The 23,675-nt window shown below is 61.2% G+C and carries 23 protein-coding genes and 1 pseudogene; 10 read left to right on the top strand and 14 right to left on the bottom strand.

Annotated elements, in window-relative coordinates:
- Nucleotides 1-121: 121 nt before the first annotated feature.
- Nucleotides 122-1,120, top strand: a complete 999-nt coding sequence (locus ACLBW8_RS16360; protein ID WP_447805835.1) for an NAD(P)H-quinone oxidoreductase — start codon at nt 122-124, stop codon at nt 1,118-1,120.
- On the opposite strand, the gene ACLBW8_RS16355 is transcribed toward ACLBW8_RS16360, so the two are convergent.
- The 3 genes from ACLBW8_RS16355 to ACLBW8_RS16345 all read right to left on the bottom strand — a co-directional run bounded on the left by ACLBW8_RS16355 (nt 1,121) and on the right by ACLBW8_RS16345 (nt 3,640).
- On the bottom strand, nt 1,121-2,242 hold the full coding sequence (locus ACLBW8_RS16355; protein ID WP_447805834.1) for an alkene reductase: 1,122 nt from the start codon (nt 2,240-2,242) through the stop codon (nt 1,121-1,123).
- 80 nt (nt 2,243-2,322) lie between these two features.
- A complete protein-coding gene (locus tag ACLBW8_RS16350; RefSeq protein ID WP_128588082.1) occupies nt 2,323-3,000 on the bottom strand; it encodes a type 1 glutamine amidotransferase domain-containing protein in 678 nt (225 codons plus the stop codon).
- Between the two features lie 25 nt (nt 3,001-3,025).
- Nucleotides 3,026-3,640: a TetR/AcrR family transcriptional regulator gene (locus ACLBW8_RS16345; protein WP_447805833.1), complete on the bottom strand. Its 615-nt coding sequence runs from the start codon at nt 3,638-3,640 to the stop codon at nt 3,026-3,028.
- Nucleotides 3,641-3,812: 172 nt separating this feature from the next.
- Between ACLBW8_RS16345 and ACLBW8_RS16340 the strand changes: the two genes are divergently transcribed.
- The gene (locus ACLBW8_RS16340; RefSeq protein ID WP_064452805.1) at nt 3,813-4,757 is read left to right on the top strand and encodes a GlxA family transcriptional regulator; all 945 of its coding nucleotides are present in this window, start codon (nt 3,813-3,815) and stop codon (nt 4,755-4,757) included.
- Here the strand turns inward: ACLBW8_RS16340 and ACLBW8_RS16335 are convergent.
- Nucleotides 4,735-5,241 carry a GNAT family N-acetyltransferase gene (locus tag ACLBW8_RS16335; RefSeq protein WP_237140851.1) on the bottom strand — a complete coding sequence of 169 codons (507 nt, stop codon included), beginning with the start codon at nt 5,239-5,241 and terminating at the stop codon, nt 4,735-4,737. The two genes, ACLBW8_RS16340 and ACLBW8_RS16335, sit on opposite strands and share 23 nt — an antisense overlap.
- A 180-nt stretch (nt 5,242-5,421) precedes the next feature.
- Between ACLBW8_RS16335 and ACLBW8_RS16330 the strand changes: the two genes are divergently transcribed.
- Entirely contained in the window at nt 5,422-6,294 is an 873-nt protein-coding gene (locus ACLBW8_RS16330; RefSeq protein WP_064452807.1) for an undecaprenyl-diphosphate phosphatase, read from the top strand.
- Nucleotides 6,295-6,404: 110 nt separating this feature from the next.
- Here the strand turns inward: ACLBW8_RS16330 and yghU are convergent, their stop codons facing one another.
- Together yghU and ACLBW8_RS16320 are read right to left on the bottom strand one after the other, a co-directional pair.
- A complete protein-coding gene (gene yghU / locus ACLBW8_RS16325) occupies nt 6,405-7,238 on the bottom strand; it encodes a glutathione-dependent disulfide-bond oxidoreductase (RefSeq protein WP_447805831.1) in 834 nt (277 codons plus the stop codon).
- Nucleotides 7,239-7,240: 2 nt separating this feature from the next.
- Nucleotides 7,241-7,372: a hypothetical protein gene (locus tag ACLBW8_RS16320; protein ID WP_447805830.1), complete on the bottom strand. Its 132-nt coding sequence runs from the start codon at nt 7,370-7,372 to the stop codon at nt 7,241-7,243.
- Between the two features lie 206 nt (nt 7,373-7,578).
- Between ACLBW8_RS16320 and ACLBW8_RS16315 the strand changes: the two are divergent.
- From ACLBW8_RS16315 to ACLBW8_RS16305, 3 genes and pseudogenes are all read left to right on the top strand, one after another.
- Nucleotides 7,579-7,731: pseudogene (locus ACLBW8_RS16315) on the top strand (LysR family transcriptional regulator); the annotation flags it as partial.
- Nucleotides 7,728-8,261 carry a G/U mismatch-specific DNA glycosylase gene (mug, locus tag ACLBW8_RS16310; RefSeq protein WP_432750639.1) on the top strand — a complete coding sequence of 178 codons (534 nt, stop codon included), beginning with the start codon at nt 7,728-7,730 and terminating at the stop codon, nt 8,259-8,261. The pseudogene ACLBW8_RS16315 and the gene mug, both read left to right, overlap by 4 nt.
- 30 nt (nt 8,262-8,291) lie before the next feature.
- Nucleotides 8,292-8,894 carry a glutathione S-transferase family protein gene (locus ACLBW8_RS16305; protein WP_447805829.1) on the top strand — a complete coding sequence of 201 codons (603 nt, stop codon included), beginning with the start codon at nt 8,292-8,294 and terminating at the stop codon, nt 8,892-8,894.
- A gap of 5 nt (nt 8,895-8,899) precedes the next feature.
- Here ACLBW8_RS16305 and ACLBW8_RS16300 read toward each other — a convergent pair whose 3' ends face one another.
- Complete coding sequence (locus tag ACLBW8_RS16300) at nt 8,900-9,667, bottom strand: SDR family NAD(P)-dependent oxidoreductase (protein ID WP_407016809.1); 768 nt, start codon at nt 9,665-9,667, stop codon at nt 8,900-8,902.
- A gap of 138 nt (nt 9,668-9,805) precedes the next feature.
- Between ACLBW8_RS16300 and ACLBW8_RS16295 the strand changes: the two genes are divergently transcribed.
- The gene (locus ACLBW8_RS16295; protein WP_447805828.1) at nt 9,806-10,954 is read left to right on the top strand and encodes an aldose epimerase family protein; all 1,149 of its coding nucleotides are present in this window, start codon (nt 9,806-9,808) and stop codon (nt 10,952-10,954) included.
- 53 nt (nt 10,955-11,007) lie between these two features.
- Here ACLBW8_RS16295 and araH read toward each other — a convergent pair whose 3' ends face one another.
- Genes araH through ACLBW8_RS16260 form a run of 7 tightly spaced genes read right to left on the bottom strand, consistent with a single transcriptional unit; the run spans nt 11,008 to nt 19,434 of the window.
- Entirely contained in the window at nt 11,008-11,979 is a 972-nt protein-coding gene (araH, locus tag ACLBW8_RS16290; protein ID WP_064452813.1) for an L-arabinose ABC transporter permease AraH, read from the bottom strand.
- A gap of 9 nt (nt 11,980-11,988) precedes the next feature.
- Nucleotides 11,989-13,515, bottom strand: a complete 1,527-nt coding sequence (gene araG / locus ACLBW8_RS16285) for an L-arabinose ABC transporter ATP-binding protein AraG (RefSeq protein WP_447805827.1) — start codon at nt 13,513-13,515, stop codon at nt 11,989-11,991.
- 57 nt (nt 13,516-13,572) lie between these two features.
- Nucleotides 13,573-14,577 (bottom strand): substrate-binding domain-containing protein, encoded by a 1,005-nt coding sequence (locus tag ACLBW8_RS16280; RefSeq protein WP_064452815.1) that lies wholly within the window; start codon nt 14,575-14,577, stop codon nt 13,573-13,575.
- Nucleotides 14,578-14,615: 38 nt separating this feature from the next.
- Nucleotides 14,616-15,479, bottom strand: coding sequence for an SMP-30/gluconolactonase/LRE family protein (locus tag ACLBW8_RS16275; RefSeq protein WP_447805826.1), 864 nt, complete (start codon nt 15,477-15,479; stop codon nt 14,616-14,618).
- Between the two features lie 33 nt (nt 15,480-15,512).
- Nucleotides 15,513-17,093, bottom strand: a complete 1,581-nt coding sequence (locus ACLBW8_RS16270) for an aldehyde dehydrogenase (NADP(+)) (protein ID WP_447805825.1) — start codon at nt 17,091-17,093, stop codon at nt 15,513-15,515.
- A 10-nt stretch (nt 17,094-17,103) separates the two neighbouring features.
- A complete protein-coding gene (gene araD1, locus ACLBW8_RS16265; protein ID WP_064452818.1) occupies nt 17,104-18,096 on the bottom strand; it encodes an AraD1 family protein in 993 nt (330 codons plus the stop codon).
- A gap of 15 nt (nt 18,097-18,111) precedes the next feature.
- Nucleotides 18,112-19,434 carry an MFS transporter gene (locus ACLBW8_RS16260; RefSeq protein WP_064452819.1) on the bottom strand — a complete coding sequence of 441 codons (1,323 nt, stop codon included), beginning with the start codon at nt 19,432-19,434 and terminating at the stop codon, nt 18,112-18,114.
- Between the two features lie 192 nt (nt 19,435-19,626).
- Between ACLBW8_RS16260 and ACLBW8_RS16255 the strand changes: the two genes are divergently transcribed.
- The 3 genes from ACLBW8_RS16255 (at nt 19,627) to ACLBW8_RS16245 (ending at nt 23,651) form a co-directional block, all read left to right on the top strand.
- Nucleotides 19,627-21,363, top strand: a complete 1,737-nt coding sequence (locus ACLBW8_RS16255; RefSeq protein WP_447805824.1) for an IlvD/Edd family dehydratase — start codon at nt 19,627-19,629, stop codon at nt 21,361-21,363.
- 47 nt (nt 21,364-21,410) lie between these two features.
- Nucleotides 21,411-22,133: a FadR/GntR family transcriptional regulator gene (locus tag ACLBW8_RS16250; protein ID WP_064452821.1), complete on the top strand. Its 723-nt coding sequence runs from the start codon at nt 21,411-21,413 to the stop codon at nt 22,131-22,133.
- A 126-nt stretch (nt 22,134-22,259) separates the two neighbouring features.
- Entirely contained in the window at nt 22,260-23,651 is a 1,392-nt protein-coding gene (locus ACLBW8_RS16245) for an HdeD family acid-resistance protein (protein ID WP_447805823.1), read from the top strand.
- Nucleotides 23,652-23,675 lie beyond the last annotated feature (24 nt).

Below are 23,675 nucleotides of genomic sequence, written 5' to 3'. Positions count from 1 at the left end.
TTGTGTCGGCACAGACGCCGGTAGACTTGCAGGCATGTGCTGACATGACAGCGTTCCGGTTGAATCAACGCTCGCGTACTGTGGTCCCACTCCATACGCTCCCGGTTAAAGGAATTGCACGATGACCCTGCCCAAAGAAATGACCCTGATCGAAATCACCGCCCCCGGCGGCCCGGAAGTCCTGCAACCACGCCGAGCCGACGTGCCCGTGGCAGGCGCTGGTGAAATCCTGATTCGCGTGCATGCCGCCGGGGTCAATCGCCCTGACGCCCTGCAGCGCGCCGGCAAGTACCCGATGAAACCCGGCATGAACCCGATCCCCGGCCTGGAAGTGGCCGGTGAAGTGGTCGCACTGGGCGACGGCGTGACCGACTACAGCGTGGGCGACAAGGTCTGCGCCCTGACCAACGGCGGTGGCTATGCGCAGTTTTGCGCCGTGCCTGCGAGCCAGGCCCTGCCGATCCCCGAGGGTATGGACTGGATTCAAGCCGCTGCCGTGCCGGAAACCTTTTTCACCGTCTGGGCCAACCTGTTCGGCCTTGGCGATGCGCACACCGGCCAGAGCGTGCTGATCCACGGTGGCACCAGCGGCATCGGCACCACCGCGCTGATGCTCTGCCGCGAGTACGGGATTCAGGCATTTGCCACCGCCGGCAGTGCCGACAAATGCGCGGCGATTGCCAAGCTGGGCGCAGAGCCAATCAATTACCGCGAGCAGGACTTCGCCGAGGTCATCGCACAGAAGACCGGCGACAAAGGCGTGAACGTGATCCTGGACATCATGGGAGCCTCGTACCTCAACAACAACCTCAAGGCCCTGGCCATGGACGGGCACCTGGTGATGCTGGGTTTCCTCGGCGGCGGCAAGGCCAATGACGTCGACCTGCTGACCATCCTCGGCAAACGCGCCGTCATCACCGGCTCGCTGCTGCGCGCACGCACCCAGGACGAAAAGGCCGCGATTGCCGAACAACTGCGCGAATACGTGTGGCCGGTGCTGTCCGCCGGGCGATGCCTGCCGATCATCGACAAAGTGTACGAATACACCGACGCCGCCCAGGCCCATGCGCGGATGGAAGGCGGCGACCACATTGGCAAGATTGTGTTGCGGGTGGAGTGATTACTCGGCGTACACCGGGTAATCGATGTAGCCCTGCTCCGAACCGCCGTACATGCCCTCGGCGCGCAGCGGGTTCAGCGGCCAGCCGTTAAACAGCCGCTGCGGCAAATCCGGGTTGGCAATGAACGGGCGTCCGAATGCAATCAGGTCTGCCAGCCCGGCTTCCACCAGTGTTGCACCGCGTTCAGCGGTGTAACGCCCGGCGTAGATGATCCGGCCACTGAAGGTGCTGCGTACCGCTTGGCGGAAGGTTTCAGGCAGGTCAGGCGCGTTGTCCCAATCGGCTTCAGCGATGGACACGTAGGCAATGCCCGACGCTTCCAGCACCTTGATCGCTTCGATGTAGGTGTGATGCGGGTCTTCTTCCACCAGGCCGATATACACGCGGTCCTGGTCGGTGCCGCTGAACAACGGTGAAAAACGCACACCAAGACGCTCCGGCCCGACGACGGCCGTCACGGCTTCGACGATCTCGCGCAAAAAGCGCAGGCGGTTGTGCAGCGAGCCGCCGTATTCATCATCACGCTGGTTGGCGTGGGCCGAGATGAACTGGTTGACCAGGTAACCATTCGCCGCGTGGATTTCCACCCCGTCAAACCCGGCGTCCAACGCATTGCGCGCGGCCTGGGCGTAATGCCCCACCAACTCCTCGATCTCGAGCACGCTTAAGGCGCGCGGCACAGGCGGCTGTTTCAGCTCGCCAACCCCAGGCCCGGTTTCGATAAAGGCCTTTGCTTGCTCTGCTGCAATAGCCGACGGCGCGACCGGTGCGGCGCCTTCTGGCTGCAGCGCGTTGTGGGACACGCGGCCGACATGCCACAGCTGGGCGAAGATCACCCCACCGTCGGCGTGTACCGCGTCAGTCACTTTGCGCCAGCCGTCGATCTGCGCCGGGCTGTAGATACCGGGCGTCCAGGCGTAACCCTGGCCGCGCGGCTCGATCTGCGTGCCTTCGCTGACCATGAAACCGGCGGTGGCGCGCTGGCGGTAATACTCGGCCATCAAGTCGGTCGCGATATCACCCGGTTGGGCACTGCGCTGGCGCGTCAACGGCGGCAGCACAACGCGGTTGTTCAAGGTGTGGTGACCCAGTTTTATTGGGGTATTCAAACTACTCGTCATCTAAGAACTTCCAAATTCAAGGCGCGCTAACGCATTGACGGCTCTTGAGAGCCGTCAATGAATGAAGCGTTTTAATTAAGTTATGCGGTGAGTTTCAGCAGTGCTTTAGCCACATCACTGGAACTGGCAGGGTTCTGCCCGGTCACCAGCAAACCATCTTCAAGTACAAAGGATTGCCAATCGGCGCCCTTTTCATAGTGGCCGCCGAGTGCCTTGAAATCATCTTCGATCAGGAACGGCACCACATCGGTCAGGCCCACCGCAGCCTCTTCAGCGTTGGAGAAGCCGGTAACGCGACGGCCCTTGACCAACGGCTCGCCATTGACGGCCTTGACGTGACGCAGTGCGCCGGGCGCATGGCAGACAAAGCCGATGGGCTTGCCGGCACGCTCGAAGGACTCGATCAGCGCGATGGACGTGCTCGATTCCGCCAGGTCCCACAGCGGCCCGTGCCCACCTGGGTAAAACACGGTGTCGAAGTCATCGGCGTTGACCGTGTCCAGCTTGACGGTGTTGGCCAGGGCCTGCTGCGCAGCCGGGTCAGCGGCGAAACGTCGGGTTTGCTCGGTCTGCGCGTCAGGCTGGTCGCTGACTGGGTCCAGCGGTGGTTGGCCGCCCGCTGGGGAGGCCAGCACCAGCTCGGCCCCGGCGTCCTTGAAGGTGTAATAGGGAGCCGCAAACTCTTCAAGCCAGAAGCCGGTTTTACGGCCGGTATCGCCAAGCTGGTCGTGAGAGGTCAGTACCATTAATACTTTCATTTTCCAGTGCCTCGATCGATGGGTTTCAGTAGGTGTAAGCGTCGGTGTGTGCAGGGCAACCCAACAGGTGTCGGGTCAAAAGCAGCGCCTCGTCAAACGGCGCGGATGTTCGGGTGATCTTGCTCATCACGCTGGTCCCCAACCACAGCGCATACAGGCGTTGGGCCAGGCGTTGCGGGGGTTGCTGAACCGTCAGCGAGCCGTCTTCGACGCCTTGCAGCAAGGCTTGCGCAAGCAAAGCAATCGTACGTGCGGTGCCTCGATCCAGGGCCAAACGCATGGGCTCTGAAAGGTCTGACACCTCGGCACCGAGTTTGACGGCAAGGCATTTGCCCGCATCGGTGCAGCCGGTCTGGTTGTCGACCCAGGTTTGCCAATAGCGCATCAATTTGGCGCAGCCGGACAGTTCGGGTTGTTGGAACAGTTGCTCAATGCCCTTCACATAGTGATCGAAGTAGGTATCCAGCAAGACAACACCGAAGGCATCTTTAGAGTTGAAGTAGTGATAAAACGAGCCTTTCGGTACTTCAGCGGCTTGAAGTATTTCGTTCAAACCCACCGCAGAAAACCCTTTGCGGCCGACAATTAATTGCGCCGTATCCAGGATTGCCTGCCTTGTACTTTTAGTGTCGTTATTCATTGTTCTTCCCGTCCGATTAGACCAGTCGTCTAGTTCGTTGAGGGAATGTTAGGCGTCGAGAAAAACTTCAACAATGTCATATCCGCAAGGATTCCGGACATGACGCAAAGTCGGTTGCCGTTTCGCCGACACCCGCCGACAATCCGCTCTCCCGCCCCCTTGGAGAATGACGATGCACAGCGTTGCGCTGATGGTTTACCCGAACTTCCAGTCCCTGAGCCTCAGCCTGGGTTCGGTGTTCGAGTGCGCGAACCTGCTGAGGGGTGAGTCGGCCTATGAGTTCCACCTGGTTTCGGAGAGCGGCGGTGCCGTCATGACGTCCCAGGGCTTTTCGGTGAATACCACGCCCATCCGGCCGCAGGGCTATGACACGCTGATTGTCAGCGGCTATCTGGAGTTTCGTCTGCCGGAGGCCAACCTGCTGGAACTGGTAAAGGCCGCCTCCGCTCAATCACGGCGGGTCGCCTCCTTGTGCATGGGCATCTTCGTGCTGGCCGAAGCGGGCCTGCTGGAAGGCAAGCGCACCACCACCCACTGGATTCACGCGCCCGCATTTCGCAAACGCTACCCGGATATTCACCTGGAAGAAGACAAGTTGTTCGTGGTCGACGGCCAGGTATGGACGGGCGCCGGCATGAGCGCCGGCGTGGACCTGGCACTGGCGATGGTAGAAGCCGACCTGGGCAGCGACCTCGCCCGGCGTATTGCGCGCAAACTGGTGATTGCCCAACGTCGAGGCAGTGAGCAATCCCAATTGTCGGCCTTGTTGGAACTGGACCCCAAGTCAGACCGCGTGCAACTGGCATTGGCCTATGCCCGCGAAAACCTGACCCACGACCTGTCAGTGGAGGCCCTGGCCGATGTGGCCCGGCTCAGCCCGCGCCAGTTCAGCCGAGTGTTTCGCGAAGAAACCGGGCAAACACCCGCCAAGGCCATCGAATCGCTGCGCGTGGAAGCCGCCCGGGCAATGATGGAAACCAGCCGTCACCCGGTCGAAGTGGTGGCCCGCGAAACCGGCTTCGGTGATCGCGAGCGTATGCGCCAGGCGTTTCTGCGCGCGTTCGGGCAGCCGCCTCAGGCGATGCAGCAAGCGTTCAATGCAGCGCCGCCCGCGTAATCAAGTAATTCACCAACTGCGGGTCATCATCCAGCTCAATGGTCTGCGCCGGGCGTGGCAGGTCGTCCAGCACGGCGCGCCAGAACGCCTGGGACACTTCATCCTGATCGTAAAAACGCACCAGCCAATTGTTCTGGCCGCTGCTCAACACCTGGGTCGCGATGGCGCGGCCGATGCCTTTGCGGCGATAGCGCTTGAGGATGAACAGGTCAGCCAGTTCCAGGGCATTGATGCCGGGCAGTTCGCTGCCTTCGATCAACAGGAAGCCGGCGATATACCCATCGACCAGCAGCAGATTGGCGCTCCATAGCGGGTCCTGCCAATAGCGCGTCAGGTGCTCGTCATGGATGTAGAAACGGCCGTCCGCCTCCACATCTTCCTGCTCCCAGTCCGACGACTCGTAGGCGTAGTACTGGTAAAGATTGCGGATCAGCTCAGACGCTTCGGGGCCGGTCTGGATCAATTCGACGGTGGTTTCAGGCATGAGGCTCTCGGTCAGAAAAAGCAGGGCGCCATTGTTCACAAAACACGGCGGCAGGCCAATACATTGCCTAACCTTTCTGTTTGCTGAACCGATTGCGGATTTGTCGGGGCCCGTCCAAAATCCTGAAACATTTAGAATAAACTTTGCTCGCTCTCCCCTATTTTTTCAAGGACATGTACTTTGACAAACGTCTGTTCCGCCGGCCTGGATGTGGGTTTTGCTTCCCTGGATTACCTGCAGATCTTCATCCTGGGCGTGATCCAGGGCATTACCGAACTGTTGCCCGTGTCGTCCACTGCCCACATGCGCGTGGTGCCTGCCCTGCTCGGCTGGCAAGACCCGGGCTCGGCGTTTTCGGCTGCGATGCAGTTGGCGGCGCTGGCAGCGGTGGTCAGTTACTTCTGGCGCGATGTGCGCCAGGTGACCACGGGTAGCATCAGCGCGGTGCGCCGGGGTGACTACAACGACCGGTGGTTCAAGCTGGCGGTGGCGATTGTTTTGGCGACCATCCCGATCGGGATTGCCGGGCTGGCCTTGTCCTCGACCCTCAACACCTGCAACTCGCCGTTGCGCGGCCTGATGGTGATCGGCATTTCCTGTGTCGTCATGGCGGTGTTGCTGGCAGTCGCCGAAGTGCGGGCACGCCACACGCGGGACATGAGCGAAATGCGCCTGCGCGATGCACTGATTGTCGGCATTGCACAGATTGGCGCGCTGATTCCCGGTGTCTCGCGTTCGGGCTCCACGCTGACCGCCGCACTGTTCCTCAACTTCAAACGTGAAGAAGCCGCGCGCTTTTCCTTCCTGCTGGGCTTGCCGGCCATCGCCCTCGCCGGTTTGAAAGAGCTGTGGGTGCTGCTGCACGCCGACCTGCCCGCTCACGCCTGGTCGCACTTGATCTTCGGCCTGGTGGTTGCCAGCGTCTCGGCGTTCTTCGCGATCTGGGGCCTGATGAAGTTCCTGGAGCGGTTCTCCACCTGGCCGTTCGTGATCTACCGCGCGCTGCTGGGGATCTTCCTGATCGTCGCAGTCAGCACCGGGCTGTTAAGTTAAGACGCATTGAGCTAAGCCGCAGGTGTGCGGTCGGCCAGCGCTCCGAGCTGGTCGGCCATACGCCCTGGCAATCGCAAAGGACGGCCCGAAGGCCGCCAGGGTGACTGCAATCAGTCCAAGTCGCTTGCGGCATGCCGCTCCGGCAACTGCTCCGCAAGTTCCCCGGAAACCCGATTCACCCTGCGCCCGCGCTGCACCGCCGGTCGCGCTTCAATCGCTTCAGCCCAACGCAGCACATGCGTGTAATCCTGCACCGAAAGGAATTCTGCCGCCCCATACAAGCGGCCTTTAACCAAGCCACCGTACCAGGGCCAAATCGCAATATCGGCGATGGTGTATTCATCCCCGGCAATGTACTCACTCACCGCCAGGCGTTGATCCAGCACATCCAACTGGCGCTTGGTTTCCATCGCAAACCGATTGATCGGGTACTCCATCTTGCTCGGGGCATACGCATAGAAATGCCCGAAGCCCCCGCCCAGATACGGCGCGCTGCCCATCTGCCAGAACAGCCACGACAGGCACTCAGCACGGGCCGCAGGCTCAGTCGGGAAAAACGCCCCGAACTTCTCCGCCAGGTATTGCAGGATCGCACCAGACTCAAACACCCGAATCGGTGTGTCAGCGCTATGGTCCATCAATGCCGGGATCTTGGAGTTCGGGTTGACCGCAACAAACCCGCTGCCGAACTGGTCACCATCGCCGATCTTGATCAGCCAGGCGTCGTATTCCGCACCGGTATGCCCCAGGGCCAACAGTTCTTCCAGCAGGATGGTGACCTTCTGCCCATTGGGCGTGGCCAGGGAATACAGTTGCAGCGGGTGCTTGCCGACCGGCAATGCCTTGTCATGGGTCGCACCGGCAATGGGCCGGTTGATGCTGGCGAAGGTGCCGCCACTTTCGGTGTCCCAGGTCCACACCTTCGGGGGTACGTAATCGGTCATGCTTAATTCTCCTTGGTTTCAATACGGTTCGACGCAGCCAATCGGGCCACGTTCCAGCCGCCACCCAGCGCCTTGATCAGGCCCACATTAGCGCGTAATTGCGGGTTTTGCAGGTGCGCCTGCGTGAACTGCACCGGGCCTGGACGTTATCGCCTCCGCCGAGTGTGCCAGCCCCTGTTGGCCAAGGACGTCTAAGCCATCGGCTGATGGCTTGTCACGCAGTGGATACCACCACCGCCCGCTGCAATCGCATTGATAACCTTGCTCCAGCCAGGGTTGCGGTTGCGGTTGATCAAACTGCTTTCGGTCATGATGCCGGTGCCTAGGCCATCAGCCAATTGCTCAGCCAGATGGCTTGCTCACGCCATTGGTAGATGCCACCATTCGTGGCCCAAACTGGGCGCTGCTGACCCATCGTGACAGCGAATATGCCCCGCAGGCGCGGCGCTTTACCGAATGGCTGCTGACCCATTTACAGGCAGACCCGACATGAGCGAACGACTCGAAGACATCCTTGCCGAGCACCTGACCGTCGTGTTTTGCGGGATCAACCCCGGCAAGGGTTCTGCCGCGGTCGGCCAGCACTTTGCCAACCGCAGCAACCGCTTCTGGCGCACCCTGCACCTGGCCGGTTTCACGCCCCATGAAATACTTCCCGAGGACGGTCACACCTTGCTGCACTACCACTGCGGCTTGACCACTGTCGTGGAGCGCCCGACGGCGAGTGCGAGCGAGTTGGCACGGCATGAATTCAAGGAAGCGGCGGCAGCGTTTGAGCAGAAAATCCGCCACTACCGGCCACGCGTCGTGGCATTTCTCGGCAAGGCCGGTTACAGCGCGCTGTCTGGCCAGCGCGAGATAGCCTGGGGCTTGCAAGCGCAATTATTGGGCGATGCATCGGTATGGGTATTGCCCAACCCCAGTGGGCGCAACCTGGCGTTCAGCCTGGAGCAATTGGTGAGCGCCTATGGGCAGTTGCGTCAGGCCATTGCGCACGCCGATCAAGCGCCCTTACTCTCTTGAGCCAATGATCCTGATAGCAATGGAGGCTGCATGAAACTGGTCGGTATGCTGGATTCGCCTTACGTTCGCCGCGTGGCAATTTCCCTGGAGTTGTACGGCGTAGACTTTGTGCATGAACCCTTGTCCGTGTTCAGCACCTTCAACGAATTCGCACGGATCAACCCGGTGGTCAAGGCGCCCAGCCTGGTGCTGGAGGATGGCACGGTGCTGATGGATTCCAGCCTGATCCTGGACTATTTCGAAGCCCTCGCGCCGGCCGACAAGAAGCTCTTGCCCCAACACGCCGAGGCACGCGCCCACGCGCTGCAAGTGCTCGGGTTGGCCCTGGCAGCGTGTGAGAAAACCGTGCAGATCGTCTATGAACACCACCTGCGCCCAGCGGAGAAACTGCACGAGCCGTGGATCGAGCGCGTGACCGGGCAGTTGGTGGCGGCCTATTCGCTGCTGGAAAAACACCTCGCCCAACCCACCGACGAACCGTTGACCCAGGCTGCACTGACCGCCGCTGTCGCCTGGTCGTTCACCCAGCTCAAACTGCCGACGGTGCTCGAGGTCGATACGTTTCCCAACCTGCAACGCCATGCCAGTCGGCTCGAGCAACATCCGGCCTTTCGCAACTACCCGATCGAATAACGGATCTACACCCAACCGCCATCCACAATAAAGTTCTGCGCCGAACACATCGCCGACACATCGGAGGCGAGAAACAACGCCATATTGGCGATGTGTTCCGGCAGCACACTGCCCGGCAGGCACTGGCTGCGGCTGATCAGCTCCCGGGCCGCGTCGTCTACCCACATCGCCAGTTGTTTTTCCGTCATGACCCAGCCGGGCACCAGGGTGTTGACCCGGATGCGGCTGGGGCCCAGCTCCCGTGCCAGCGCCCGCGTCATGCCATGGGCGGCGGCCTTGCTGGCCGCGTATACCGGGTAGCCCGCAGAGGCCATCATCCAGCCGACCGAACCCAAATTGATGATTGCCCCGCCGCCGGCGTTTTTCATCATCGGCACCACCGCCTTGGCGGCGAAGAAGGCGTGCTTGAGGTTGACCGCGATCAACCTGTCGAACATGGCCGAATCAACTTCTTCCAGAGTGTGGCGCACATCATTGGCGGCGTTGTTGACCAGCACGGTGATGGGGCCGAGCGAGTGTTCGAAACGCTCTATCGCTGCCTGAAAGGCGATTTCATCGGTGATGTCGCACTGCACGAATTGCACGGTGTGCCCCTGGGAACTTAATAACGCCGCCAATCGCTCGCCCTGGCTTTGCGCGCGGTCCACAAAGCCCACCCTGGCGCCCTGCGCGGCGAAGGCCCGGACCATGAATTCGCCAATGCCCGAGGCACCTCCAGAGACCAGCACGGTCTTACCCTTGAGGTCGGGATACACAGCCTGCGGAATATTCATATAACGATTGCCTCACTCAATTAGTCTTATTTTATTTTGCAAAAAGGCAGTAAAAGGCTATAAATCTGCTGTTCCATCGACAAAATATCGCACATTAGTAGAACTATTCCACTGAAAACAACAAAAGGAAGTTCGACCATGAAGCACCCTCGTCACCTGCTTTCCGGCCTTGCCCTTTCCATGATGATTGCCAGCGGCGGTGTCCAGGCCGCAGGCCTCACCAGCGAGCAAAAACCCTTCGGCAAAACCAATGACGGCACCGCCGTCGAACAGTACGTGTTGCGCAACAGCCATGGCATGCAAGCCACGGTCATCACCTACGGCGGCGTGTTGCAGTCGCTGAAAGTACCGGATAAAAACGGCAAGGCCGAGGACGTGGTGCTCGGTTTTGACGATGTACAGGGTTACCAGGCCGGCAGCGCATTTTTTGGCGCGACCATCGGGCGCTTTGGCAACCGCCTCGCGGGCGGCGCCTTCGAACTCGACGGCAAGCGCTATCAGGTACCGCTCAACGACGGCCCCAACTCGCTGCATGGCGGCGCACAGGGTTTCGACAAGCACGTGTGGCAAGCCAAGCCAGTCAAGGGCAAGGACTCGGTCGGCGTGACCCTCACCTACCTGTCCAAGGACGGCGAGATGGGCTTCCCCGGCAACCTGAAAACCGAGGTCACGTACAGCCTCAACGACAACAACGAACTGCACATCGATTACACGGCCACCACCGACAAACCCACGGTGCTCAACCTCACCAACCACAGTTACTTCAACCTCGCCGGCGCGGGTAACGGCGACATCCTCAAGCACGTCGCGACCTTGCACGCCAGCCACTACACGCCGGTGAATGCCACCTTGATCCCTACCGGCGAACTGGCGCCGGTCAAGGGCACGCCGATGGACTTCCTCAAACCCACGCCGATCGGCCAGCACATCAAGGACGACCATCCGCAGCTCAAATTCGCCGAGCCGAAACAGGGCGGGTTTGACTTCAACTGGGCGCTGGACACCCAGGGCGATATCAAAAAACTCGCCGCTGAAGTACACGACCCAGCGTCTGGCCGGCATTTACAGCTCTACACCACCGAGCCTGGCGTGCAGTTTTATACCAGCAACTTCCTCGACGGCACGGTCAAGGGCAAGGCCGGCAAGACTTACCAGCACTGGAGCGGTTTCACCCTGGAGACCCAGCACTTTCCGGATGCGCCTAACCAGCCGAAGTTTGCGTCGACACGCCTGAACCCGGGCCAGACCTACAGCCAAAACACCATCCTGAAGTTCACCGCCAAGTAAACGCTGGGAGCGGGCTTGCCCGCTCCCACACTTTTGACCTTCACAGAACCGGGCTATCCGCGTTGTTTCATGCGGTCGATGACCACGGCCAACAGCAGGATCGAACCGCGAATCACATACTGGTAAAAGGTGTCGATGTTCTTCAGGTTCATCGCATTCTCGATAATCGCCAGGATCAACACCCCCGCAATCACGTGGCGAATCATGCCCACCCCGCCACTCAACGACACCCCGCCGAGCACGCAGGCGGAAATCACCGTCAGCTCGAAACCCTGGCCAATCATCGGCTGGCCGGAGGTCATGCGTGAAGCCAGGATTACCCCCGCCAGCGCACCAATCACGCCATGCATGGCAAAGATCAGGATCTTGGTGCGGTCCACATTCACCCCGGCCAGCAACGCCGCTTCCGGGTTGCCGCCGATGGCCATGGTGTTGCGCCCATAGGTGGTGTAGTTGAGCAGCCAGCCGAAAAACAGGAAACACACGATGGTGATCAGGATCGGCACCGGCACCCCCAGCAACTGGCCGTTGCCGAAGATGAAAAACTGCTCCTGGGACACCCCCACAGCCTTGCCGTTGGCAAAGATATAGGCCAGGCCGCGCACGATCTGCATGGTTGCCAGGGTGGTAATCAACGCATTGACCCGCAGCTTGGCGATCACGATGCCGTTGATCAGGCCGACGATCAGCCCCATCAGTAGCGCTGCGCCAATGCCCAGCATCACGCTGTCGGTATCGCGCATCACGATGGCCGCCACGACCCCGGCGCAGGCAATCACCGAGCCCACCGACAAGTCGAAATGCCCCGACGCCAGGCAAAACAGCATGGTGCAGGCGGCGATACCGACCGTGGAAATTGCCAGGCCCAGCCCACGCATGTTCAGCGGCGAGAGGAAGTTGTCGATCAGCAAGGCGCACAGGACAAAGATCCCTATCGCCGCCAGCAACATTGCCCAGTTATCGAGCAGCGCACGCACATCGAGGGGTTTGCGTGCCGTGGGCAACGCGTTGTGTTGGGTTGTCATCGTCATCTCTCAGTTCGCCGGGCCGCGTGGCAAGGCCAGCTGCAGCAAGTTGGATTCAGTGGCGTGTTCACGGCGTTGTTCGCCGCGCAGGGCGCCTTCGCACAGCACCAGGATGCGGTCGGAAATGCCCATGACTTCCATCAGGTCGCTGGACACCACAATCACCGCAATGTCCTGCGCCGCGAGGTGGTGGATGATCTGGTAGATCTCGGCCTTGGCACCGATGTCGATGCCACGGGTCGGCTCGTCGAGCAGTAAGACCTTCATGGGCATCGACAACCAGCGGCCCAAAATGGCCTTTTGCTGATTGCCGCCGGACAGGTACATGATTTTCTGCGCCGCGTTCGGGGTTTTGACTTTCATGGCGCTGATCTGCTGGTCGGCATTGCCCTTTTCCCAGCCCTCGCGCAACAGCCAACCGAACGCAGAGTGGGCACCGCGTGCGCTGATATTGATGTTTTCCGCGACGCTGGCGAGCGGGATGATGCCCTCCTTCTTGCGGTCTTCCGGGCACAGCAGCACACCGGCTGCGATGGCATCGCGCGGTGAGCGCAACTGCAGTGGTTGCCCACAGAGTTGCAGGTGGCCGGCGCTGGCGCGCTCCAGCCCGCTGAGCAGCCGAAACAGCTCGGTACGCCCCGCGCCCACCAGCCCGAACAGGCCAAGAATCTCGCCCTTGCGCACCTCAAAGCTCACTGGCTCACGCAAGCCCGGGCCCAGCAGCGCCTCAACCTTGAGCGCGACCTCGCCATGTTCGCGCGCACGGTAGTCGTAGATATCCTGAATATCGCGACCGACCATGCAGGTCACCAACTGGTCATGGGTCAACGCGTTCATGTCGTCAAAGGTGCGCACGTAGCGGCCGTCCTTGAACACCGTGACGGCGTTGCAGATACGGAACACTTCCTCCATGCGGTGCGACACGTAGAGCACCACTTTGCCCTCGTCACGCAGGCGCGTGATGATCGCCATCAACCGATCGATTTCCCGTGCCGACAAGCTGCTGGTCGGCTCATCGAAAGCAATCACGCGCGCGCCACGGGACAGCGCCTTGGCGATTTCCACCAGTTGACGCTGGCCGAGGGACAGGCGACCGAGTTTTTCCTCAGGGTCGATTTCATCGGCCAGGCCTTTCAGGCACGCCAATGCCTGCTTGCGCAAAAGGCCGCGATTGACTACCCCAAAGCGTGACGGCAAATGCCCCAGAAACAGGTTCTCGGCAACCGTCATTTCCGGTACCAGGTGCAATTCCTGGTGAATCACCGCGACGCCGCAGGCGATGCTGTCGGCGGCGGATTTGAACGCCATTACCTGCTCGCCAATCTGCAACGTGCCGCTGCTGGGCACATAGGCCCCGCCGAGAATCTTCAGCAGCGTCGACTTGCCTGCGCCGTTTTCGCCCATCAAGGCGTGCACCTGTCCCGGGTAGGCGGTGAAGCTGATGCCGTCCAGCGCCTTGACCCCGGGAAAGGTTTTTCCGATGCCGTTAAAGCACAACCGGGCAGCGACGTTGTGTGTCTGTACTTGCGCGTGCATAACCACCTCGTCACACGGATCAGGCGGCCCCGCTGCCGGGGCCGCCGAGGAAATGCATCAGTTCCACAAACCGATTTTTTCCAGCTCCTGCTTGAAGTTCTCGCGGGTGATCAGCGTGACTTCGTCCATGGCGGTGTACTTCGGCGGTTCCTTGCCGGTGGTAACCCAGTCGAACATCATCTTCGCGGTGTTGTAGCCCTCGATGTGCGGGCTCGGCAGCATCGAGCCGAAGAAGCCGCTGTTGGGTTTCTTCAATTCGCCGATGGCGTCGGTGCCATTGATGCCGATGCCAATCACATTGGCCGCGGCAAAGCCGGCACTTTCGGTGGCGCGTACGCCGCCCAGCACGGTGTTGTCGTTCATGCCGCCGATGATCAGGTTCTTGGCGCCACTGGGCAGTTTGACCAACGCCGAATTGGTGGCGTCCATGCTGCCCGGTACGTCGAGGGTCTTGGCGGCGGTGAACAGGATGTGGTCCTTGGGAATGCCGGCGTCTTCCAGGGATTTGACCGAGCCGTCGGTGCGTTTTTTACCGGTGTCGAGTTCGTTGAAGGTGTTGATCACCGCGTAGGTTTCCTTCCAGTCCCAGCCGCGTTTTTTCGCCTCAGCCGCCATCGCGGCGCCCTGCTTCTGGCCGACTTCGAAGGCCGCCATGCCCAGGTACGGCACGTCTTCCATGAAGTTGCCCTTGGCGTCGACGAAGCGATCATCCACCGCAATCACTTTCAGGCCGTTGGCCTTGGCCTTGGCAACGATGGCAGGCCCGAGGGACACGTCAGGCGGGCAGATCACAAAGCCCTTGGCGCCGTTGGCAGCCAGGCTGTCGATGGCCGACAGGGTTTTCTCGCCATCGGGCACGGCGATCTTGATCACGGTGAAACCATGCTCCTTGCCGGCTTTTTCAGCGAAGGCCCATTCGGTCTGGAACCAGGGCTCTTCGGCCTGCTTGACCAGGAAACCAATCTTCACTTCTTCAGCAGCCAGCAACAGGCCACTCAAGCTCAGGGCCGACACCGCGACAGCGGCACAGCACAGGGAACGGATACCACGACGACGATTCATAGGGGTGACTCCTTGTTGTTGTTTTTCAAGTCTTGGGTTTAACCGGCAAAGCGGTGACAGGGTTTGCCTGGCACATCGACCTCGATGGCCAATACCGCGCCATCCAGCGGATGGTCCAAGGGGCTGGCGGCGCTGGTGATATACAGCGTGGTGAGGTCGGGGCCACCAAACACGCAACTGGTGGGCCGGCTGACAGGCAGTTCGAGGATGCGGTCCACCTCACCTTCGGGCGTCAGGCGCAGCAGGCAACTGCCGTCCCAGCGCGCATTCCAGATATAGCCCTCGCGGTCCATCGCCGAGCCGTCCGGGCCGCCACGAGCATGTGGACCGAACCACACCTGTGCCGGATCGAGTTGGCCATCCGCCTGGATCGAATGCCGATACAACGTGCCGTCCATGCTGTCGCCGAAATGCACCTGGGTGCCGTCCTCGTTCCACAGCAAGGTGTTAGGAATGCCCAGGCCATGCAGCAACGGCGTTACCTGCGCGTCGGCATCAATGCGAAACAGGCCACCGGAACGCCGCGTGATGGGCAGGTCCTCACCTTGCTCGCCGATGTTGTTCTGCATGGTGCCCAGCCACAGTCGGCCTTGAGCATCACAGCGCGCTTCGTTGCCCCGGTTGCCGGGTTGCGGGTCGGCGACACAGAGCAGGGTCAAGGCCTCGGTTGCCAGGTTCAGGCGATACACGCCGCTGCTCAACGTCACCAGCGCATCGCCGCTTTCACACGGGATGAATGCCGAAACATGCTCCGGCAACTGCCAGACCTGCAATTGCCCGCCCATCAGGCGCAGCGCCTGTTTGCCGGCGATATTGACCCAATACAGCGCCTGGGTCGGCACGTCCCAGAACGGGCCTTCGCCCAACTGCGCACGGTGCGGGGTGACTGCGGTACACGGCATGTTGCCTCCTGGAGCAGGGTTCTCAGGTACGTGTTACAGCGGGTCGCGGGAAGGCGTGCCGTCCACCAGCCGCTGAATACGCAACGGGTTGGCGTTTTTCAACGCGTCGGGCAACAGGCTATCAGGGTAATTCTGGAAGCACACCGGGCGCAGGAAACGGTCGATGGCCAGGGTACCGACCGAGGTGCCACGGGCATCGGAGGTCGCCGGGTATGGGCCACCGTGGACCATCGAATCGCACACTTCAACACCGGTTGGGTAACCGTTAAGCAGGATGCGGCCGACCTTTTGTTCCAACAGCGGCGTCAGTTCAGCGAACTGCGCAAAGTCAGTGGGCTCGCCGATAATCGTCGCCGTCAGTTGCCCATGCAGGCCGTGCAAAGCCTTGCTGAGTTGGGCCTGGTCGGCCACTTCGACAAATACGGTGGTCGGGCCAAACACTTCCTCCTGCAGCACTTCATCGCCGTCGATCAGCAAACGCACATCGGCCTTGAACACCTGCGGCTGCGCCTGATTGCCAGTTTGGGCATTACCCGCCAGGTGCTGAATACCAGGGTGTGCGAGCAGTTTTTCCAAGCCCTTGCCGTAGCTGCTCAAGGTGCCGGCGTTGAGCATGGTTTGCGCCGGTTGATCGCCGATCAGTTGTGCCACTTGCTGGGTGAATGCTGTGAACTGCGGCGAGGCGATGCCGATCACCAGGCCGGGGTTGGTGCAAAACTGACCACAGCCCTGCACCACCGACGCGGTCAGGTCGCGGGCGACTGTTTCCGCGCGAGCCTGCAACGCCTGGGGCAAGACAATCACCGGGTTGATGCTCGACATCTCGGCAAACACCGGGATCGGCTGCGGGCGGGCCGCCGCCATATCACACAGCGCGCGACCGCCCTTGAGCGAGCCGGTAAAACCCACCGCCTGGATCGCCGGGTGCTTGACCAGCGCTTCGCCGACGCCGCCGCCGAAGATCATGTTGAATACCCCCGCCGGCATCTCGGTGGCCTCGGCCGCCCGAATGATCGCATCGGCAACGCGCTCGGCGGTCGCCATATGCCCGCTGTGGGCCTTGAACACCACCGGGCAACCCGCCGCCAGCGCGGCAGCGGTGTCGCCACCCGCCGTGGAAAATGCCAAGGGGAAATTGCTCGCGCCAAACACTGCGACCGGGCCGAGGCCGATGCGGTATTGGCGCAGGTCCGGGCGCGGCAGCGGCTGGCGGTCGGGCAAGGCGTTGTCGATACGTGCGCCGTAGAAGTCACCACGGCGCAACACCGTGGCAAACAAACGCATCTGCCCGCTGGTACGCCCGCGCTCGCCTTTGATACGCGCAGCCGGCAATGCGGTTTCGCGGCAGACCAACTCAATGAAATCATCACCCAGCGCCTCCAGCTCGTCGGCCACTGCGTCCAGGAATTGCGCGCGACGTGAGGCACTCAACGTGCGGTACGCCGGGTAAGCGGCGGCGGCGGCCCGGGCGGCGGCGTCGACCTCCTCGGGCGTGGCCTGATAGAAGGCCTGGGGCAAGGATTCGCCGGTACTGGCGTCGACGCTGTTGAGCGTGACACTGCCCTTGGCACTGCGCTGGCCGCCGATGTAGTTGTGGCCGAGGAACGAAGTCATGTTGTTCTCCTTAAAGGCTGATGACATTGCCGGGTTCGAACACCGCGTCTGCCTTACCGACTGTGTTGATCAACGGCGCGCCAAATTCGGCTTGGCTGATCTCGAACACATCCCCCGGCTGGGTACGTATACCGTCCGCGAATGACAAGGTGGCGGTGCCGAAGAAGTGAATATGCACATCGCCCGGCGTGAGGAACTGGCGGTATTTGAAGTGGTGGTATTCGAGGTTTTCCAGGCTGTGGCACATGTTGGCCTCGCCACTGAGGAATTCGTTCTGCCAGATCACTTCGCCGTCGCGCAGGATGCGGCTGGTGCCCGCCAGGTGCTGGGGCAACTCGCCCACGCGCAATTCGGGGCCATAGCTGCAACTGCGCAGTTTGGAGTGAGCCAGGTACAGGTAGTTCTTGCGCTCCATCACATGGTCGGAAAACTCGTTGCCTACGGCGAAGCCAAGGCGATAAGGCTTGCCGTCGTGGCCGATCACGTAGAGGCCGCCGATCTCCGGCTCTTCGCCGGCATCTTCGGCAAACGGCGGCACCGGGAATGCTGCGCCCGGGCGCACGACGATGCTGCCGTCGCCCTTGTAGAACCATTCGGGTTGTACGCCCGCTTGGCCGGCGGCGGGTTTGCCGCCCTCCACGCCCCATTTGAAGATGCGCAGGGTGTCGGTCATCGCGCTGTCGTCACCGACTTGCTTGTGCATCTTGTCTCGCGCCGAAGCACTGCCCAGGTGGGTCAGGCCGGTGCCGCTGATCAACATGTGCGCAGGGTCCGGGTGGTCGAGTGGCGGCAGGATTTTCAGGTCGGCCAACAGGGCCGCGTAGTCGTAGCTGTCACCCAGGCCCAGGCGCTTGACCTGTTGCGCCAGGCCCTCGCCGGCTTCGATAGCGGCCAGCGCCAACTCGCGCACGCTGCGGGCGCTCTGCACTTCGCGCAATGTGCGGCCTTCCACCACGCCGACGCGGCGCTCGCCGTTACGTAACTCGAACTGAACTAAACGCATGAAGTGACTCCTCGATTAAGTACGTGTGGCGCCACGCGCGCTGGCGGCGAATTGGTCGACAGGCAGCACGTGCTTGCGCTCCAGCAGGCGATAGACCACGCCGGTCAGCACCAGCCCGAACACCATCACCCCGCTCAGGAAGTACAAACCGGAAGCCAGGGTGCCGGTGTATTCCTTGAGTGCACCAATCACAAACGGGCCGATGTAGCCGCCGAGGTTGCCCACCGAATTGATCAGCGCAATGCCCGCCGCCGCACTCGCACCGGCAAAGAACCGGCCCGGCAAGGTCCAGAACACCGCCGTGCAGGAAAACAGCGCAAACGCCGCCAGGCACAGCGCGGCCATTTGCAGCACCGGCACACTCAGCCAGGCGCTGAGGAACAGGCCGATGGCGCCAAGCACATAGAGCACGGCGAGGTGGCCGTAGCGGTCGTTCAAACGGTCGGAACTGCGCGGGATGATCAGCAGGCCGATGATGCCGAAGATGTACGGCACCGCGGAGATGAACCCGGTGACCAGGTCACTGCCGCCGAACTGCTTGATCAACGTCGGCAACCACAGCCCAAGCCCATAAATGCTCAAGGTCACCGGCAGGTAGAACAGCGCCAGCAACAACACGCGCGTGTCTTTCAGCGCATGCAGTGGGTTGCCGTGGCGGGTCTGGCCGTAGGCTTGCAGGTCTTTATTGAGTTCGCCGGTGAGCCAGGTCTTTTCGTCCTCGCTCATCCACTTGACCTGTTTGGGACCGTCCGGCAGGTAGCGCAGCACCGGCCAGGTGAGCAGCAGCGCCGGGGTGCCGATCACGATAAACAGCCACTGCCAGCCGTGCAGTCCAAGAATGCCGTCCATGCCCAGCAAGCCGCCGGACACCGGGCCGGTGATCATCATCGCGATGGGTTGGGACAGGATGAACAGCCCGAGAATCTTGCCGCGATGGCGCACCGGAAACCATTGGGTGATGTAGTAGAGAACGCCCGGAAAGAACCCGGCTTCCGCCGCACCGAGCAAAAAGCGCATCACATAGAAGCTGTGGGGGCCCTGCACGAATGCCATGCCGATGGTGATGGCGCCCCACGTGAGCATGATGCGGGCAAACCAGCGCCGGGCACCGAAGCGGTCGAGCATCAGGTTGCTGGGGATCTCGAACAGGAAGTAGCCAATGAAGAACAGCCCCGCGCCCAAACCATACGCGGCGTCACCGATACCGACGTCGGCGCCCATGTGCAACTTGGCAAAGCCCACTGCCGAGCGGTCCACATAGGCGACCAGGTACAGCAGGATCAGGAAGGGAATCAGTTTCAGCGTGATGCGCCGAATAAGCCGCAGTTCCTGGCTCATGGGGTCGATCTCCGATTGTTGTTTTTATAGAAGCTCGGGGGCTGCCTCTCGCGAAAATCCGCCAGGGCCATGCCTCAGTTAAGACGGACTATATAGTAGGACTATTTACAAAACAACACTTCCAAAGCCTCGATTTTGCGCTTATGTTTAGCCACATATAGAACATATAGTCATACAATAAGAGAAGTCATCATGCCTGATAAAAAGCCCGCCCTCCGCTCCGCCCAGTGGTTCGGCACCGCCGACAAGAACGGCTTTATGTACCGCAGCTGGATGAAGAACCAGGGCATCGCCGACCATCAGTTCCACGGAAAACCGATCATCGGTATCTGCAACACCTGGTCTGAGCTGACCCCGTGCAACGCGCATTTCCGCCAGATTGCCGAGCACGTCAAACGCGGAGTGATCGAGGCCGGTGGCTTCCCCGTGGAATTCCCGGTGTTCTCCAACGGCGAATCCAACCTGCGCCCCACCGCCATGCTCACCCGCAACCTGGCGAGCATGGATGTGGAAGAAGCCATTCGCGGCAACCCCATCGACGGCGTAGTGCTGTTGACCGGCTGTGACAAAACCACCCCGGCCTTGCTGATGGGCGCGGCCAGTTGCGACGTGCCGGCCATCGTGGTCACCGGCGGGCCGATGCTCAACGGCAAGCACAAGGGCCAGGACATCGGCTCGGGCACCGTGGTGTGGCAGCTCAGCGAACAGGTCAAGGCCGGCACGATTACCCTGGACGATTTCCTCGCGGCCGAGGGTGGCATGTCGCGCTCGGCGGGCACCTGCAACACCATGGGCACCGCGTCGACCATGGCGTGCATGGCCGAGGCACTGGGCACTTCCCTGCCCCACAACGCGGCGATCCCGGCGGTGGATGCGCGGCGTTACGTGCTGGCGCACATGTCCGGCATGCGCGCGGTGGAGATGGTGCGCGAAGACTTGAAGCTGTCGAAGATCCTCACCAAGGAAGCGTTTGAAAACGCGATCCGCGTGAATGCGGCCATCGGCGGCTCGACCAACGCGGTGATCCACTTGAAAGCCATTGCCGGGCGTATCGGCGTCGAGCTCGACCTCGATGACTGGACACGCATGGGCCGTGGCATACCCACCATCGTCGACCTGCAACCCTCGGGGCGCTTCCTGATGGAGGAGTTCTATTACGCCGGCGGCCTGCCTGCCGTGCTGCGCCGCCTGGGCGAAGCCAACCTGATCCCGCACCCGCATGCCTTGACCGTCAACGGCAAGTCCCTGGGCGAGAACACCAAGGACTCGCCGATCTATGGCCAGGACGAAGTGATCCGCACCCTCGACAACCCGATTCGCGCCGATGGCGGCATCTGCGTGCTGCGCGGCAACCTGGCCCCGTTGGGTGCCGTGCTCAAACCATCGGCCGCCAGCGCACAGCTGATGCAGCACCGAGGCCGTGCGGTGGTGTTCGAGGACTTCGACATGTACAAGGCGCGCATCAACGACCCGGCGCTGGACGTGGATGCCAACTCGATCCTGGTCATGAAAAACTGCGGGCCCAAGGGGTACCCGGGCATGGCCGAAGTCGGCAACATGGGTTTGCCGGCCAAACTGCTGGCCCAGGGCGTGACCGATATGGTGCGTATTTCCGATGCGCGCATGAGCGGCACCGCCTACGGCACGGTGGTGCTGCATGTGGCGCCGGAAGCCGCTGCCGGCGGCCCGCTGGCCACGGTGAAGGAAGGCGACTGGATTGAACTCGATTGCGCCAATGGCCGCCTGCACCTGGACATCCCCGACGCAGAGCTGGCCGCGCGCATGGCCGACCTGGCGCCACCGCAGAAGCTGATCGTCGGGGGCTACCGTCAGCTGTACATCGACCACGTGCTGCAGGCGGACCAAGGCTGCGACTTTGACTTCCTGGTGGGCTGCCGTGGGGCTGAAGTCCCGCGTCATTCCCACTAATTGGGATGCTATGATGCCGCCTATTTAGCCAGAGCCTCCCGTTCGTTATGGATCACCAGCCGCCCAAGCCGCGCAAGAGCATGCATGCCCAGATCGTTCAGGACTTGGGCATGCACATCGTTTCCGGCCGCTTCAAACCCGAAGAACGCCTGCCCATGGAGGCCACGCTCTGCGAGGAGTACAAGGTCAGCCGCTCGGTGTTGCGTGAGGCGACGCGGGTGCTCAGCGCCAAGGGCCTGGTGTATTCCAAGCCACGGGTGGGCGCGGTGGTGCGGCCACGCTTGAAATGGCACCTGCTGGACCCGGACGTGTTGTCCTGGCTGATGCAGTCCACGCCCCACAGTGAGTTCTTCAACACCCTGGCCGGTGTGCGGCGCATCCTCGAACCGGAAATCGCCGCCATGGCCGCGACCACCGCCACCGACGAAGACATCGCTACTATCGAAAAAGCCTACGTGGGCATGGAAACCGCGAAGACCCACGACGACCTGTTGCAGGCCGACCTGGACTTTCACCGGGCGATTGCCGACGCCACTCGCAACGATTTGCTGGCCTATATGTGCAACATGCTGTCGCTGCCATTGCGCGAGTCGATCAACATCACCAACCGCCGCCCGGACATCCAGGGCCTCAGCCTGCCCCGCCACAAGGCCATCCTCACCGCCATCCAGAACCGTGACGCCCTCGGCGCCCGGCACGCCTCGCTGGTGCAGCTGGATGACACCCGCGTGGCGCTGGACACCGTGATGAATGTGCTGACCCCGCTGTAAATCCATCGTCTACGCTCAGGGGGGCAGTTCGAGGAACCGGCCATGCGCAGACGACGCTCGCAGTACCACGGCATTCATGACGTCGTGGCGCCCTCCACGCCTGTCTGAAAGGTAGAGGATGATGCAATGGTCAGGCTTGTCATACTGCTATTAGGGGTTGATTACCTTCGGTCATATTGGCGCACGCTGACAGTCATTGGGGTTGTCGGCATCCTTGCCGGGAGCATCGTGTTTATTGATGCTCTGGATGACGCACTGTACTTCCCGATAAACCCCTTCGCCTGGTTATTGTTGCTCGAAGGCAGTGCGACGTTGATCGTCGCTCACAGTGGGATCGTCGGGCAGCGCAAGCTGCGCTACCTCAAAGGCTTCTCTTTTGTGCTGGCGGCATCACTGATCCTGGCGGGCCACCACCACGGCAACTTTATTCTTTCGATGATATTCGGCACGCTGTTTTTAGCCGACGGCTTACTGCAGATCGTGTCCGCTTATGTTGTCCGCTACCGAACCTGGCGCATCGCAATGTTCGGCGGCGGGGTCGAAATCGCTTTGGCCATCTTCTTCTTTCAACCCTACCCGACAGACTATATCGGCACGGTCCCCTACTGCCTCGGGCTGGGATTGTTTTTTGCAGGTTGGAATATGTTGCTTGTTGCTGGCCGCGCCCGCCGAATGGTCTCCAACCCTGCGCTGGAGGGTGATGCGCAGAGTCCCATTCCTGGGCCAAGTCACAAAAAGCCAACCGAGCGGGACAGTGCGACAGGCGACAATGCCCAGGCCCTTATCGTCCATATATGGACGCCCCTCGGTGTAGCGAATGCTGAAGTTGTGCGCCGCCCGTTGATAGAACGGTATATCGCCGCCGTGGACAAGAATGGGGTGATATCAACGGGGCACGCCGCACTGGAAGCGCCGGATGGGCTGTACGTGAGCCTTTACCCAGCGGAGGACATCGACCATTCGCCCGACCAGTTCATGCGCCTGTTGCGGGCCACCGACGATAACAACATGCCGGGAGAGTTTCAGTCCGATTACCTCACGGAATCGCAGGCATGGTGCCCGTCTACCGTTCAAGTACACCTGCGTAACTATGACCCACAGCACTTGCATGACTTTTGGGAGACATACCGTAAAGACACCACCTATAACCTCACGCACCGCAATTGTTCCAGCAGCGTCATTCAGGTGCTTGAAGCGGCTCTGGAAGGGTCTTTAGGGCGTATCTGGGGGCATTACGGCCTCTACCGTATTCTGGGAAAAATATTCACTACGCCGGAATTATGGGTGGCCATTCAAATCCGTAAACGCGCGCAAACCATGGCTTGGACGCCAGGCCTGGCACTCGATTATGCGCGGGCGCTGAGTATGCTGGTAGACCCCAGGCCCACTGGCTGGATCAATACCACCCAGCGTGCGTTTCAGAAAATACGCTCTTTGCGCCGTCAGTGGCAAAAAGAAAAAGCATTGGCTGAGTCCAGTAGAAAAAACCCGCCAGATAATCTCAAAAAACCTATGTGAGTTTTTTACTCCGCCCGCCTCTGG

Source organism: Pseudomonas sp. M5A4_2d, assembly GCF_053345295.1.
The sequence above is the reverse complement of the archived record's forward strand: the minus strand, read 5'-3'. Positions and strand labels throughout refer to the sequence as shown.

Bases quoted from the DNA above. Each gene is read 5' to 3' on its own strand.
- ACLBW8_RS16260 (WP_064452819.1), bottom strand. From the start codon at position 19,434: ATGAGCCAGGAACTGCGGCTTATTCGGCGCATCACGCTGAAACTGATT.
- ACLBW8_RS16340 (WP_064452805.1), top strand. From the start codon at position 3,813: ATGCACAGCGTTGCGCTGATGGTTTACCCGAACTTCCAGTCCCTGAGC.
- ACLBW8_RS16280 (WP_064452815.1), bottom strand. From the start codon at position 14,577: ATGAATCGTCGTCGTGGTATCCGTTCCCTGTGCTGTGCCGCTGTCGCG.
- ACLBW8_RS16300 (WP_407016809.1), bottom strand. From the start codon at position 9,667: ATGAATATTCCGCAGGCTGTGTATCCCGACCTCAAGGGTAAGACCGTG.
- ACLBW8_RS16245 (WP_447805823.1), top strand. From the start codon at position 22,260: ATGGTCAGGCTTGTCATACTGCTATTAGGGGTTGATTACCTTCGGTCA.
- ACLBW8_RS16355 (WP_447805834.1), bottom strand. From the start codon at position 2,242: ATGACGAGTAGTTTGAATACCCCAATAAAACTGGGTCACCACACCTTG.
- araD1 (WP_064452818.1), bottom strand. From the start codon at position 18,096: ATGCGTTTAGTTCAGTTCGAGTTACGTAACGGCGAGCGCCGCGTCGGC.
- ACLBW8_RS16270 (WP_447805825.1), bottom strand. From the start codon at position 17,093: ATGACTTCGTTCCTCGGCCACAACTACATCGGCGGCCAGCGCAGTGCC.
- yghU (WP_447805831.1), bottom strand. From the start codon at position 7,238: ATGACCGATTACGTACCCCCGAAGGTGTGGACCTGGGACACCGAAAGT.
- mug (WP_432750639.1), top strand. From the start codon at position 7,728: ATGAGCGAACGACTCGAAGACATCCTTGCCGAGCACCTGACCGTCGTG.
- ACLBW8_RS16275 (WP_447805826.1), bottom strand. From the start codon at position 15,479: ATGCCGTGTACCGCAGTCACCCCGCACCGTGCGCAGTTGGGCGAAGGC.
- araG (WP_447805827.1), bottom strand. From the start codon at position 13,515: ATGCACGCGCAAGTACAGACACACAACGTCGCTGCCCGGTTGTGCTTT.
- ACLBW8_RS16345 (WP_447805833.1), bottom strand. From the start codon at position 3,640: ATGAATAACGACACTAAAAGTACAAGGCAGGCAATCCTGGATACGGCG.
- ACLBW8_RS16255 (WP_447805824.1), top strand. From the start codon at position 19,627: ATGCCTGATAAAAAGCCCGCCCTCCGCTCCGCCCAGTGGTTCGGCACC.
- araH (WP_064452813.1), bottom strand. From the start codon at position 11,979: ATGACAACCCAACACAACGCGTTGCCCACGGCACGCAAACCCCTCGAT.
- ACLBW8_RS16305 (WP_447805829.1), top strand. From the start codon at position 8,292: ATGAAACTGGTCGGTATGCTGGATTCGCCTTACGTTCGCCGCGTGGCA.
- ACLBW8_RS16335 (WP_237140851.1), bottom strand. From the start codon at position 5,241: ATGCCTGAAACCACCGTCGAATTGATCCAGACCGGCCCCGAAGCGTCT.
- ACLBW8_RS16360 (WP_447805835.1), top strand. From the start codon at position 122: ATGACCCTGCCCAAAGAAATGACCCTGATCGAAATCACCGCCCCCGGC.
- ACLBW8_RS16295 (WP_447805828.1), top strand. From the start codon at position 9,806: ATGAAGCACCCTCGTCACCTGCTTTCCGGCCTTGCCCTTTCCATGATG.
- ACLBW8_RS16250 (WP_064452821.1), top strand. From the start codon at position 21,411: ATGGATCACCAGCCGCCCAAGCCGCGCAAGAGCATGCATGCCCAGATC.
- ACLBW8_RS16350 (WP_128588082.1), bottom strand. From the start codon at position 3,000: ATGAAAGTATTAATGGTACTGACCTCTCACGACCAGCTTGGCGATACC.